Origin of the sequence: Streptomyces sp. NPDC059010, assembly GCF_042740355.1 — a bacterium.
In the GTDB taxonomy this organism is placed as follows: Bacteria; Actinomycetota; Actinomycetes; order Streptomycetales; family Streptomycetaceae; genus Streptomyces.
The window spans coordinates 113,266-126,247 of sequence record NZ_JBHYJA010000007.1; the positions used below are offsets into that span (position 1 = coordinate 113,266).

Here is a 12,982-nt window from a genome sequence, read left to right on the forward strand (position 1 = left end):
CGGTCCCTTGCCCTCTTCCGTGCGTTCATGCATGAGCAGGACGACCCCGAGGCCTGCTACTCACTGCTCGCCCGCGACGCCGCCGACCAGGTCGAGGCCTACGGCGGGTCCGTCGCCGGGCGTACCGTCGTGGACGTCGGTGGTGGCAGTGGGTACTTCACCGAGGAGTTCCGGCAGCGGGGCGCGCATGCGTTCCTCTTCGAGCCGGACATGGACGAGCTCGGTGAGAAGCCTCCCGATGGCGCCGTGATCGCCGACGGGTATCTGCTGCCCCTTCAGGACGGCGTCGCCGATGTCACCTTCTCCTCCAATGTGCTGGAGCATGTGGCGGATCCGCAGACGTTTCTGAGTGAGCTGGCTCGGGTCACCCGGCCCGGTGGGCTGGTCTATGTGTCGTTCACCAACTGGCTGTCCCCCTGGGGCGGCCATGAGTGGGCGCCCTGGCACTACTTCGGTGCCGAGCGGGCCCGTGCGCGTTATCGGCGGCGTACCGGGCGGGCCGCCAAGCACACCCTCGGCGAGAACCTGTTCGCCGTGCACATCGGCGCCACCTTGCGGCAGGTCCGCGCCCGTGACGACGTCGAGATCGTCTCGGCGCGTTCCCGCTACTGGCCCTTCCTCGCGGAGACCGTCGTGAAGGCGCCCGGCATACGCGAGTTCGCCACCTGGAACCTCCTCCTCATCCTCCGGCGGTGTCCACCATGACGACGACCACGGTCCAGGCTCCTCCCCCGGCAGCCGTGCCCACCTCCGTGCCCGCCTCGGGGCCCCCGGAGGGTCCGAGGTCGCGGCGCTGGCTGCTGGGGTTCTGGGCCGTGGTGTTCGTGCTGTTGCTGGCGGTGCAGCCGGGGCGGCAGACGTTCGACACCAAGCTGGGTGTGACCGTCGATCCGGGGCAGTTCTTCGCCGATCTCGGGCAGTTGTGGTCCGACCAGGGCAGCTTCGGCGGGATCCAGAACCAGTACTCGGGCTATCTGTGGCCGATGCTGCCGTTCTACTGGCTGGCCGATGTCGTGGGGCTGCCGGTGTGGCTGGCGACGCGGTTGTGGCTGTCGCTGATCGTGTCGGTGGCGTTCTGGGGTGCGCTGCGGCTGGCCGAGCGGCTGGGGGTGGGGAGTGGGAGGTCGCGGCTGGTGGCGGCCGTCGCCTATGCGCTCTGGCCCGTCTTCACCATCGTCATCGGATCCACGTCGGCCGCCGCGCTGCCGGGTGCGGTTCTGCCGTGGGTGCTGCTGCCGCTGACCAGTGAGCGGTACGCCGCCCGGGTCGCCGCGCTGCGGTCGGCGCTGGTCATCCCCTTCATGGGCGGGGTCAACGCCGCCTCCACGCTGGCCTCGTTGCTGCCCGTCGGGCTGTATCTGCTGTCCCGTCCGCCCGGTCCACGGCAGCGGAAGCTGATCGCCTGGTGGGTGCCGGGGGTGATCCTGGCGACCGCCTGGTGGGTGATCCCGCTTCTGCTGCTCGGCACCTACGGCGAGAACTTCCTTCCCTATGTGGAGAGTTCGCAGACCACGACCGAGACCATGTCGGCGACCGAGGCGTTGCGCGGCGCCGGGAACTGGGTCGCCTATCTGCACTTCGGGGAGGCCTGGCTGCCGGCCGGCTGGACCGTCGCCGCGTCCGTCGTCGTGATCGTCTGCTCGGCGCTCGCCGCCGGGCTGGGGCTCGCGGGGCTGGCGCGGCGGGACATGCCGGAGCGGCGGTGGCTGGTGCTGACCGTGGTGACGACCGCGCTGATCCTGCTGGCCGGGTACGGCGGGGCGTTCGGCGCGCCCTTCCACGAGACCGTGCAGGGCTGGCTGGACGGCGCGCTGGTGCCGTTCCGGAACATCTACAAGTTCCAGACGGGGCTCGCCCTGGCGCTGGTGCTGGGGCTCGCCCATCTGGTCGGAGTGGCGGGCGAGACGCGCGGGGCGCGGCCGGTGCGGGGGCGGCGGTACGCGCCGTTGATCGCGGCCGCGCTGGTGCTGCCGGGACTGATGTGGCCGTATCTGAACGGCTCGATCCTCAACCCGGGGTCGTTCAAGGAGATACCCAAGTACTGGCAGGCCACGGCCGACTGGATGGAGAAGTACTCGCCCGACGCCCGCGTCCTGGTCGTGCCGGCCACCGCGCACGGCATCTACACCTGGGGCTCGACCATCGACCAGCCCCTGGACGTCGTCGCCGACTCCCGCTGGGCCCAGCGGGACTACGTCCCGTTCGGCGCCCCCGGCAACCGGCGCGCCATGGACGCCGTGGAGCAGGCGCTGACGAGCGGCGCCCAAGTGCCGGGGCTGGCCGACTACTTGAGCCGGGCGGGGATCTACTACGTCGTCGTCCGCAACGACCTCGATCCGGACCAGATCGGCTCCGTCCCGTCGACGGCCGCCAAGCGAACCCTCGAACAGTCCGGGTACGAGCGGGTGACGGGCCTCGGGCCGGTGATGACCGGCGGGACGATCGCCCCGGACACCCCGCTCCAGGTGGAGGGGCTGTATCCACGGCAGCGGGCGGTGGAGATCTACCAGCCGGTGAGCCAGGACGTGCCGCGCCCGCACCAGGCGGGGCTGCAGCCGGTCGCCGACACGGCCGTCGTCTCCGGCGGTCCGGAGGCGCTGCTGCCGCTGGCGTCCGAACTGCGGGGCAGGGCAAGCGTGTTGACCGGCGACAACCATCCCGGGCTCGGCTCACCGCCGCTGCAGGTGGTCGGCGACGGCATGCGGCGCGCGGACACCCGGTTCGGGCTGGTCAGCGGCACCACGTCGTACACGTACACGCGCGGCGAGCGCAATGCGCCGGATGCCGCGCAGGACGCGGGGGAGAAACCGCACCAGATCCTGCCGAGCACCGGCCTCGACCACCAGACCGTCGCCGAGTTGCGCGGGGCGCGGTCGGTGACGGCTTCGTCGTACGGCAGCTGGCTGTTCCATCTGCCGCAGTTCGACCCGGTGAACGCCTTCGACGGCAATCCGGACACGGCGTGGACCGAGGGCTCGGAGGGCTCGCCGGAAGGGGAGTGGCTGCGGATCGCCTTCGCGGGCGGCTCGTACGACATGCCGTCGTCGTTCAAGGTGTCGCCGCTGCCGCAGGAGGGTGTGCGGGAGGCGGCCACCCGGGTGCGGGTGGAGACGGAGAAGGGGGCGGTGAGTTCCGTCCTGCGGCCGGACGGCTCGACCCAGTCGGTCAAGGCGCCCGCGGGTGCGACGAGGTGGATGAAGCTGACGATCACGGACTCCGTGGCCCGGCGGGCCGGGCTGACCGGGGCGGGCTTCTCCGAGATCGACCTGCCGGACGTCCAGGTGACCCGGCTGCTGCGGCTGCCCGCCGACGCCGAGAAGTCCGGAGCCGCCGCCGAGATCGTCTCCCTGTCCCGTGCGGCCGACCCGACCGGGCTGTCCCCGACGGGCACGGAGGCGGGCCTGCACCGGCGCTTCACGACGTCGGCGGAGGGGACGTACGAGATACGGGCGAACGCGGTGCCGGTGGCCGGCGAGGAGCTGGACAAGCTGCTGTACAAGGTGGCGCCGGAGCAGACGAACCGGATCGTGGCCACGGCGGACTCCACCGCGCGGCTGGGCGCCGGGCTGTCGCCGCGCAACCTCACCGACGGCGATCTGACCACGGCGTGGATCGCGGGCGACCGGCCCACGATCCATCTGCGCTGGCCGGGGAAGCAGGCGGTGGGCGAGGTCGTGCTGGCACCGGCGGGCGGGCTCTCCACCCGTCCCATCGAGGTGCACATCAGCTCCCCGGACGGCGCGGCGATCGCGGGCGTCGACGAGAACGGCAACGTCCGTTTCCCGCCGATCACCACCGACCGCCTGGACATCACGATCACCGAGACCGCCCCGCTCACCCTCTACAACCCGATGGTGGGCGAGGACCTGCGGCTGCCGGTGGGCCTGACCGAGGCCTACATCCCGGCCCTCGACCAGTACCGGACCCCGCAGCCGCGGGAGACCCGGCCCTTCTCGCTGCCGTGCGGGGAGGGGCCGGTGGTGTCGATGGACGGCGAGCTGTACCGGACCAGTGTGCGCGGGACCGTACGGGACCTGGTCGAGCGGCGCGGGGTCGAGGTGACGCTCTGTCAGCGCGGGCGGGACGACGCCGAGTTGCGGCTGACCGCCGGTGACCATCAGGTCGAGGCCGGGGACGCCGGGCCCCTCGCGGTGACCGAGATGACCCTGACGCGCGGCACGGTCGCCGAGGCCGCGACGGCCGGGCGTGAGCTGAAGGTACGGGACTGGCTCGGCGACCGGCGCGCGGTGACGGTCGGGTCGGGCGCGGCGAGCTATCTGACGACGTACGAGAACTTCAACGACGGCTGGCGCGCCACGCTGGACGGCAAGGAACTGACGCCGGTACGGCTGGACGGCTGGCAGCAGGGCTGGCGGATCCCGGCGGGTGCGGGCGGCGCGGTCGAGCTGTCCTACGAGCCCGCGGTGACCTACGAGGGCGGGCTGATCGGCAGTGCGGTCGCGCTCGCGCTGCTGGTCGGACTGGCGCTGTGGCGCCGCCGGGCCCCCAACCCCGACGAGCCGCAGCCCGCCCCGCCGCTGCCGGGGCTGTGGCTCGGCACGGTGGCCGTGACGGTGGTCGGTGTGTTCATCGCCGGATGGTTCGCGTTGCTGGTGCCGGTGCTGGCGGTGGTGGCGTGGCGGCGGCATACGGTGCTGGTGCCGATCGCGTTCGCGGCCCTCGCGGGGGCCGGGGTCGCCGCGGCGACCGGGGCCGGGGAGCCGGTGGGGGCCGGAGAGGGCGCCTTCGGTCCGGTGGCTCAACTGCTGGCGCTGATCGGGTTGTTCGCCGGGGTGGCGGGGGTGCGGGAGCCTGCGGTGGCTGTGGGAGCGCCGGGAGCGGCCGGTTCCACGGCTGTGCTGCCGCCGGTCGCCGGAGGCGGCGTTCCGGGACCCGGCACGGCCGCGCCGCAGACGCCCACACGGCCGTTGCCGCATCGGGAACGCGGGCGTAGTCCGCTGGGTGAGCCGCCCGGGGCGGCCGAGCCCCGGCCCGCCTCCGGGCCGACCGTCTCCGCCCGTGGGCCCGGCGGGCCGGAGCCTGATCCGCCGACGGCGCGCATCGCCCCGCGCAAATCGAGGTTCCGGGCTACTCGTCCCGAGGACACGTCGGAGGCAGAGGACACGGGGAAGGGCGAGGCCACATGACCGCACTGCAGCAGCCCGCACGCGCCGACGGTCCGCTGCGGCCGCCGGTACGCGTGCCGTTCCCCGTCGTGGACGAGGTCGCCCGGCACTGTCTCCAGGAGGAGGAGCCGGAGACGGTGCACATCGAGGTCCATCTGCCGGGGCCGCTGGACGCGGGCCGACTGCGGGCGGCCTTCGGCGAGGCGCTGCGCCGGCACCCCCGGATTCTCATGCGGGAGGCGCCGGGGCGGTGGTACCGGCGCCGGTACGAGTGGGAGCTGACGGCGGAGCCCGACGTGGAGGTGGTGAGTTTCCCGGCGCCCGGGAGGGACGCGTTGCGGGATGCGCGGACCCGGGCGCTCACCGAGGCGCCGCCGCTGTCCCTTTCGCCGCCGATCAGGCTGGAGGTGGTGGAGGGGGCGGGCTCCGTCGAGGGCAGCGAGGCGACCGACGCCGTAGGTGTACGGCCGCGCGGAGCCGACGGTGCACAGCCACGCACCGCACGGACGACCGTCCTCTTCCTCACCATCAACCACACCGCCCTCGACGGCCCCGCCTGCCTCCGGGTCCTGGCCACCGCCGCCGAGCTCTACGGCGGCAAGGACAACTCCCCCGCCGCACCCCCCAACCGCACCACCCCCGAGGCACCCCCGCCCCCCGAGGACACCCCCTCCAACTGGTCCCACCCCGCCCGCGTGGCCCCCGGAACCCCCGAGCCCTCCCCCGGCAACGGCATGCTCGTCACCGAGCTCCCGCTCCCCCACCGCCCCAAGGGCTCCCCCTACACGGTCAACGACCAGCTCATGGTCACCACGGCCCTGACCCTCGCCCACTGGAACAGAGAGCACGGCGACCGCCCCCGCCCGCTGCGCATCACCATGCCCGTGGACGACCGCCCCCGGGACGTCACCATGCCCATCGGCAACGGCACCCGACTGGTCGAAGTCCCCTTCTCCCCCGAGGAGTTGACGGTGCACGACCCGGCCGACATGCCCGCCTTCCTGCACCGCACGGCCACCCGGACCCGCGCCCTGAAGGCCCTGCCCCGCCCCCAGCTGGGCCACGGCGCCTCCCTGCTCACCGCCCCCTGGGCCCCCGTCGCCGTCCGCGCCGCCCTCACCCGCGGCCTGCGCAGAGCCGCCGCGCCCTGGACCTCGACCACGCTCCTCAGCAACATCGGCCGTATCCCGTACCCCCTGGACTTCGGCGAGGAGGCAGGCCGCGCGCACGCCGTGTGGTTCTCGGCGCCCGCCCGGATGCCCCGCGGCCTGACCGTCACCACCGCGTCGACCGCGGGCCGGCTGCATCTCGCCCTGCGCTGGTCCCGGGCCCTGCTCAGCCATGGCGACGGAGCCCATCTGCGGGACCTCTTCGAGCACTACCTGCACTCCACGGAGGTGACCCCGTGACGACCGCCCCGGCGAAACCCCCCGAACTGCGCGACTTCTACGAGAACCCCGACGTCCCCGTCGCCTCCGGCACGCCCCGCAGCCGCCGCCAGGCCCGCATGCTCGCCGAGGCCCTGGGACCGGCGGCAGCCACCCCTTCCGGCCGCACCCGCACGATCCTCGACATCGGCTGCGGCGACGGCACCGCCGCGGCCACCGCCGCCCCCTTCCTCCCCGGCCACCGCATCGTCGGCATCGACTGGTCCCAGGACGCCCTGCGCCGGGCGCGCACCCGGATCCCGTACGCCGTCCGCGGTGAACTCACCGACGGCGGGCTGCCGTTCAGGTCCGGGTCCGCCGACGCCGTGCTGTTCAGCGAGGTGATCGAGCACCTCGTCGACCCGGACGCCGCCCTGGACGAGATCCGCCGCGTGCTGCGCCCCGGCGGCCACCTCATGCTGTCCACCCCGAACCTGGCCGCCTGGTACAACCGCGGTCTGCTGCTGGCCGGGGTGCAGCCGGTGTTCTCGGAGGTCAGCCTGCGGGCGATCCACGGCCGGCCGGGACGGGAGGTCGTGGGGCATCTGCGGCTCTACACGGCCCGTGCGCTGAGGGAGTTCGTGGCCGCGTCCGGCTTCGAGGTCGTACGCCTCGCGGGCGCGCCCTTCCACGGCGTACCGCGCCCGCTGCGCCCCCTGGACCGGCTGGCCTGCGCCAGGCCGTCGCTCGCGTCGATCCTCCTGCTGCATGCACGGCGGACCCAGGGGGCCTGACCATGTGGTGGGGAGTGGCCGCGGCACTGTTGGCGAACACCCTGTACAGCCTCGGTTTCGTCCTGGAGAAACGGGCGCTCACCGCTTTGCCGCAGGTGAGCATCCGGCAACCCGCTCGGCTGCTGCGGCTGGTGCTCGGCAGCCCGCTGTGGATCGGCGGCTCGCTCTCCCTGGCCGCCGGATTCGGGGCGCAGCTCGTCGTCTACCGCACCCTGCCGATCGCCGCCGCGCAGGGCATCTTCGTCTCCGGGCTCGTGCTGCTCGTGCTGCTCTCCGCGCGGCTGCTGGGTGAGAAGACCAGTGGGCGGGAGCGGTACGCGCTCGGTGCGATCCTCGCCGCGCTGCTGATGGTCGTACTGTCGCTGCGGGAGGGTTCGGAGACGGTCAGCCAGGCCGCGCCGTACCCGCTCATCCTGCTGGTGTGCGTGCCGTCGCTGGGCGCGGGCGTGTGGCTGTACAACTCGGCCGAACGCAGGACCCGGCACCGGCACCGGCTGCCGACGACCGGCGTCGAGTACGGCGTGGCGGTGGGGCTGCTGTACGGGGTCAGCTCGCTGGCCATCAAGGGCGTGTCGAGCTACCTGACGACGAACGGAGTCGGCGGCGCCGTACTGGACCTGCTGCGCTCCCCGTACCCGTACCTCCTCCTCTTCACCGGCGCGTTCGGGCTGGTCATGTCGCAGGCGGCGCTGCAACGCTGCCGGGCCTCGCTGATCGTGCCGGTGTGCACGACGGTGACCTGTCTCTACACGGCCGTGCTCGGCACGCTGTCGTTCGGCGAGGCCCTGCCCGAGGACCCGCTGCGGCTGGCCCTGCGGGTCGCGGGTACGGCGCTCGCCATCGCCGTACTGCTGTCCATGCCGCGGCACGACCCGCCCGCGCAGTCTCCGCAACCCCCCATAGGCGCCAAGGAGTTGACCCCGCCATGAAACCCGACGACCCGCTGCTGCGGATCCTGGCCTGTCCGCTCGACAAGGGACCGCTGCACCTCGTCGTACCGGATGCCGCCGAGGACGAGGAGGAGCCGCCCGAGTCGCTGTACAACCCGCGTCTGCATCGGCGTTACCCGATCGTCGACGGCATACCGCAGCTGCTGCCGGCGTCCGGGGAGCAGGTCTCCGACGACGAACACGAGGAACTCCTCAAACGGATGACTCCATGACTCTGACCGCGAGCATCGCCCCGCTGTTGCCCACCCGCCTGGTCGCCGCCGTCGCCCGGGCCGTCTACCCGCGCTTCGAACCGGAGCTGGCCCGGCTGGCGGAGCTGTGTCCCGCCGGGTGCGGCACGGCCGTGGACGTCGGCGGCTGGTACGGCCCGTGGACGCGGCGGCTGTCGCGGCGGGCCCGCCGGGTGGTGACCGTGGAACCGGTCCCGCACCTCGCGCGCCTCCTGGCGGCGACGGCCCCGCCCAACGTCCGGGTCGTGCAGGCCGCGGCGGCCGAGCGCCCCGGCGCGGCCCGGCTCTGGCTGCCGCCGCACGACGCGGGCGACCGGGGCGTGTCCTCCCTGGTCCGCCGGAACATCCACGCCAAGGCCCTGCCGGTCAGCTGTGTCACGCTCGACGAACTCGGCCTCAAAAGCGTCGACTTCATCAAGGTCGACGTGGACGGCAGCGAGCTGGCGGTGCTGCGCGGCGCGACCGGCATCCTGGCCCGCGACCGGCCCGCCCTGTTCATCGAGCTGGAGTCCCGTATCCAGCCGATCGCCCCCGTGGTGACGTACCTGTCCCTCCTCGGCTACGACGGCTGGGTCCTGCCCGGCCGTGACTGGGTCCCGCTGACCTCCTTCCCGCTGGAGGCCCACCAGGCCGAGGCCTGCCACGTCGTCACCCAGGGCCTGCTGCGCCGAGTCCTGCCCTTCCGGGGCCCGAGGTACGTCAACTCGGTCCTCTTTCTCCCCGACGGCCGCCGCCCGATCGGCGACGATGGAGCGCATGCCCTCCGGAAAGCCCCCCGCTAGCCCGTTCACCGCCCTCCACTTCCAGCTGGTGCTGCTGCGCCGCATGGCCGACCACAATCCGGACCTGGTGGAGAACGCCCGCCGGGAACTCGGCGTCTCCCTCGCCGAGATGCGCGAGGCGAACAAACGCTGGCAGGCGATGGTCCGCTCCCCCCGGTCCCGCACGGCCGCCTCCCGCTACCGCTCGGTCCTCGGCACCCCCGAGTCCGTGATCACCCGCAAGATCGGCGACCTGGACTGCGAGGCCTGGCTGTGGCCGCTCCCCCTCTGGCCCGACCTGCGCTTCGAGGTACTCCTCGCCCCCAACGGCACGGTGTGGAACGAATGGGTGGTCCGTGCGCCCGGGGCGAAGGCGCCGACCCTGCGCACCCTCACCGACCTCACCCCCTGGTCCTGCACGGTCGACGAGGCCGCCCGCGCCTTCGCCCCCGCCCGCCCGCTGGAGGGGACGGCGCCGACGAGGTGGGGGCTGGCGTTCACGGCGCCGGACGGGGAGGGGGTTCGGCGGGAGGTGGTGGCGGAGTTCACTTGGGGGTTGTTGCAGCGGGTGGCGGTCCAGGCCTGAACTTGACCGGACTGTGAGGTTTTTGCGGAACCGCGCTGTCAACTCCCGCTACTCGGCTATATGTCAGCTGTGACTGTGCCAAGAGATGTGGACGAAGCCCGCAACGTGCTCCGAGCCGCGCTGGGCGACGGTGAGACATGGTTCGAGGCCGCGCAGGCGGCCCCAGAGGTATCAGGCGCCTGGCCGCAGGAGCTACGGGAGGAGGCCGACGCGCTGCGCCGGCTGCGCACGCGGGTGTCCACGACGCTGATCAACGTGGCGCTGCTCGGCTACTTCTCGTCCGGCAAGAGCTTCCTGCTCAGCGGGCTGCAGGGCGGCCTCGACCTGGTGGACGTGCCCCCATCGGAGCCGGACGGTGAGCCCGGCGAGAAATACGTCGGACTGCTGCCGTCCTCCCCCGTGCCGACGACGGCCTGCCCGGCCAGCGTGGTCCCGGTGGACGGCCAGGCGGATGTCGACGCCTCGGGCACCGGGTTCCTGCGGGTGAGGTTCACCGACGCGCCGCCGGACGAATGGGAGGACGTGGGCAACTCACCGGCGCCGTCCGTGGTCGCGGCGTATGCGATGCACGCCGCCGACATCGCCGACCGGCTCCGCCCGCACCGGGGGCGCGAGGTGGCGGAGGTGGAGCTGCAGCTGGCCGACACGCCCCTGCCGGCCAAGTTCTACGACCTGCCCGGCGTCGGCTCCCCCAACCCGGTCCACGACACGATCGTCCGCCGAGCTCTGCTGGAGGCCGACTGCTACCTCTACGCCACCCCTGCCGACCGCACCCTGTCGGACGAGGACCTGAAGCTCATCCGCGACCTGTACGACCACTGTCTGCTGTCGGGTCCGCAGGGCCGCCGCAAGCGGGTGGTGTGGGTGGTCACCGCGATCGACCGGGCGGACCACTACGACCTGCGCAACCAGCCCGCGTGGAAGGCGACGGTCGACCGGAACAACCAGTACCTGAAGGAGAACTTCACCCTGCCGAACGGCGAGCCCGACCTCGGCTTCTTCGGCGGGGGCTTCATCGCCGTCTCCGCCGCGCGGGAGGCCCGTGCGGCCAAGCTGGCCGCGGAGGGCGCGGAGGCAGCCGCCCACCGCGAGCGCAACAAGAGCAAGATGGACGAGCTGCGCCAGGCGCTTGAGGACCTCATCAGCTCGGGCACCGGCATCCGGCACATCGCGGCGGTGGCCGCCTGGGCGCGCTACGCGATCGCCCCACGGCACGAGGTGCTCGACCAGTTGCTGCAGACCGAGCGCCTGGAGATCGACGAGCTGAAGGAACGGCTGGAGAACCAGCGCCGCCGGGTGCACCTCGTGGAAACCGCCCTGCCCGCCATCAGGGAGGAACTGGAACGCAAACTGCACGACCGCGTCCGGCGCGCCACCCGGCCGTTCAGCCGCCTCGCCGCCCACCTGCATGCCCACCTCGACGCCACCATCAGGGAAACCGACCTGAACAAGACGGCGAAGGCGCATCAGGTCCAACTCCTCAAGGCGCAGACCCTGCGCGCCTGGCTGGAGACCGCCACCGGCCCCGTCACGCTGTGGTCCCAGGAGTACGACGACTTCAAACAGGAAGTCGTCCGCACCGTCGACCGGCACTTCGGCGACCGGCGGCTCGCCGGACGTCTCCCCGAGTTCACCTTCGACGTCAACGACGTGTCGGTGCCCCAGCAGACCCGGCAGAGAACGACGACCGGGTACGACATCGTGCAACGGGCAGCGGCCCTGGTCGGCCTCGCCGCCCCCGTGGCGGCGGGCGGCAGCTGGGTGTACGGCTTGGCCGCGGCGGGGACCCTCGTGCCCCCGGCGGGACTGGTCGCCGGGGTCGCGGCGCTCGTCTACGCGGTGGTGCAGAAACACAAGCACAGCGCCAGCTCGCTCGATGTCCTGCGCGAGGAATGGATCCAGGACATCGACAGGGAAGCAGCGGCCGTGCAGGAGCAGTTCACCCTGGCGGCCGGTGTCCGGGGGACCGAGGTCATCGATCACCTGGCCGACAATCTCGCCCAGTACCGGGAGATGCTTGAGGAATCGAGCGCCCTGATCCAGGAACGCATCGCCCAGCCGGAGAACCGGGCCCGGCAGGAGGTCATCGACCAGCTGGAGCCCTTGTGCGCGGAGGGCTCCAGGATCATCGGCGTGCTGCGGGGCCTGGAGCGGCTCAGCGACGGGGCGTGAACCGCTACCGCTGCGCGGCCGACGCCAAGACCGCCTCCACCACCCCGGGCACCGACCCGGGGTGCAGGGACAGGAACAGGTTCGGTTCCACCAGCTCCAGCTCCATCACACGCGGCTCCCCGTCCTCCCCGTCGACGAGGTCCACGCGCGCGTACAGCAGCTCGGGAGCCTCCGGTACGGCGGCCAGGGCGCGCTCGGCGACGGCCAGCTCGGCGGGGGTCGGGGTCCAGGGTTCGAGGCCGGGGTGGGCGGTCTTGCGGTCGTCGTAGGGCGTGCCCGGGGTGAGGACGGCGCCCTTGCGGCTGGCGTGCAGGAGGCTGCCGCCGTAGAACTGCAGCGCGCGTTCCCCGCTGACGTCGATGCTCTTGATGTAGGGCTGCACCATCGCCGTGAAGCCCTCCGCGTGCATGCGCGCGAGCTGTCGTACGGCCGTGTCGTGCTCGTCGGGCGTGTAGCGGGCGGCGAAACGGGCGCCCGCTCCGGAGGTGGGCTTGACGACGTACTCGTGGTCGACGGGGAGGCCGTCTACACCGTCGCCGGGGGCCATGTACCGGGTGGGCACGACGGGCACCCCGGCCTTCGCCAGATCGCCGAGGTACCGCTTGTCGGCGTTCCAGCGCACCACGCCGACCGGGTTCGCCAGCCGGGTGGCCTTGCCGCACCGCTCCGCCCACGCCAGGAACTCCGTCGCGCGCCAGCTGTAGTCCCAGGTGGAGCGGAGCACGGCGAGGTCGTACCCGCCCCAGTCCACCGCGTCGTCATCCCAGTACACGGCCTCCGCCTCGGCCCCCGCCTCCCGCAGCGCCGCCACCAGCACGGGGAGATCGCGGTCGACGGTGACCTCGGGGCCGGGGCGGCAGGTGACGAGGGCTATGCGGGGCACGGCGGGTTCCTCCCGGATCGGACGGTTGTGCGATCCGCAGGCTAGCAACCGCTTCCGGAACCGGGTAAGGCCGCTTGACCTTCACCTTCGGTGAAGCCACAGCATCGGTGCGA

General features: G+C 72.7%; 10 protein-coding genes. 9 read left to right on the top strand and 1 reads right to left on the bottom strand.

The genetic code is table 11. The annotated features are described in order from the left end of the window. The first annotated feature begins 27 nt into the window (after positions 1-27). From ACFWYS_RS09315 to ACFWYS_RS09355, 9 genes are all read left to right on the top strand, one after another. On the top strand, positions 28-705 hold the full coding sequence (locus ACFWYS_RS09315; RefSeq protein WP_384765280.1) for a class I SAM-dependent methyltransferase: 678 nt from the start codon (positions 28-30) through the stop codon (positions 703-705). Continuing rightward, positions 702-5,147, top strand: coding sequence for a DUF3367 domain-containing protein (locus tag ACFWYS_RS09320; RefSeq protein ID WP_384765282.1), 4,446 nt, complete (start codon positions 702-704; stop codon positions 5,145-5,147). The genes ACFWYS_RS09315 and ACFWYS_RS09320 overlap by 4 nt, the downstream gene beginning before the upstream one ends. Continuing rightward, positions 5,144-6,535, top strand: a complete 1,392-nt coding sequence (locus ACFWYS_RS09325) for a condensation protein (RefSeq protein WP_384765284.1) — start codon at positions 5,144-5,146, stop codon at positions 6,533-6,535. The genes ACFWYS_RS09320 and ACFWYS_RS09325 overlap by 4 nt, the downstream gene beginning before the upstream one ends. Beyond that, complete coding sequence (locus ACFWYS_RS09330; protein ID WP_384765286.1) at positions 6,532-7,287, top strand: class I SAM-dependent methyltransferase; 756 nt, start codon at positions 6,532-6,534, stop codon at positions 7,285-7,287. The genes ACFWYS_RS09325 and ACFWYS_RS09330 overlap by 4 nt, the downstream gene beginning before the upstream one ends. Before the next feature lie 14 nt (positions 7,288-7,301). Then, positions 7,302-8,216: a hypothetical protein gene (locus tag ACFWYS_RS09335; RefSeq protein ID WP_384765287.1), complete on the top strand. Its 915-nt coding sequence runs from the start codon at positions 7,302-7,304 to the stop codon at positions 8,214-8,216. Further along, a complete protein-coding gene (locus ACFWYS_RS09340; protein ID WP_384765289.1) occupies positions 8,213-8,449 on the top strand; it encodes a Trm112 family protein in 237 nt (78 codons plus the stop codon). The genes ACFWYS_RS09335 and ACFWYS_RS09340 overlap by 4 nt, the downstream gene beginning before the upstream one ends. Beyond that, a complete protein-coding gene (locus ACFWYS_RS09345) occupies positions 8,446-9,249 on the top strand; it encodes an FkbM family methyltransferase (protein ID WP_384765291.1) in 804 nt (267 codons plus the stop codon). Before ACFWYS_RS09340 ends, ACFWYS_RS09345 begins: the two co-directional genes overlap by 4 nt. Continuing rightward, positions 9,215-9,814, top strand: a complete 600-nt coding sequence (locus tag ACFWYS_RS09350; RefSeq protein ID WP_384765293.1) for a hypothetical protein — start codon at positions 9,215-9,217, stop codon at positions 9,812-9,814. Before ACFWYS_RS09345 ends, ACFWYS_RS09350 begins: the two co-directional genes overlap by 35 nt. An 87-nt stretch (positions 9,815-9,901) precedes the next feature. Next, on the top strand, positions 9,902-11,986 hold the full coding sequence (locus tag ACFWYS_RS09355; RefSeq protein WP_384765295.1) for a hypothetical protein: 2,085 nt from the start codon (positions 9,902-9,904) through the stop codon (positions 11,984-11,986). A 4-nt stretch (positions 11,987-11,990) separates the two neighbouring features. Here ACFWYS_RS09355 and ACFWYS_RS09360 read toward each other — a convergent pair whose 3' ends face one another. Then, positions 11,991-12,869: a RimK family alpha-L-glutamate ligase gene (locus tag ACFWYS_RS09360; protein WP_384765297.1), complete on the bottom strand. Its 879-nt coding sequence runs from the start codon at positions 12,867-12,869 to the stop codon at positions 11,991-11,993. Positions 12,870-12,982: the final 113 nt, after the last annotated feature.

What these genes read in the sequence shown, in the direction of transcription:
- ACFWYS_RS09340 (WP_384765289.1), top strand. Translation starts at nt 8,213, where the DNA reads ATGAAACCCGACGACCCGCTGCTGCGGATCCTGGCCTGTCCGCTCGAC.
- ACFWYS_RS09320 (WP_384765282.1), top strand. Translation starts at nt 702, where the DNA reads ATGACGACGACCACGGTCCAGGCTCCTCCCCCGGCAGCCGTGCCCACC.
- ACFWYS_RS09315 (WP_384765280.1), top strand. Translation starts at nt 28, where the DNA reads ATGCATGAGCAGGACGACCCCGAGGCCTGCTACTCACTGCTCGCCCGC.
- ACFWYS_RS09325 (WP_384765284.1), top strand. Translation starts at nt 5,144, where the DNA reads ATGACCGCACTGCAGCAGCCCGCACGCGCCGACGGTCCGCTGCGGCCG.
- ACFWYS_RS09350 (WP_384765293.1), top strand. Translation starts at nt 9,215, where the DNA reads ATGGAGCGCATGCCCTCCGGAAAGCCCCCCGCTAGCCCGTTCACCGCC.
- ACFWYS_RS09345 (WP_384765291.1), top strand. Translation starts at nt 8,446, where the DNA reads ATGACTCTGACCGCGAGCATCGCCCCGCTGTTGCCCACCCGCCTGGTC.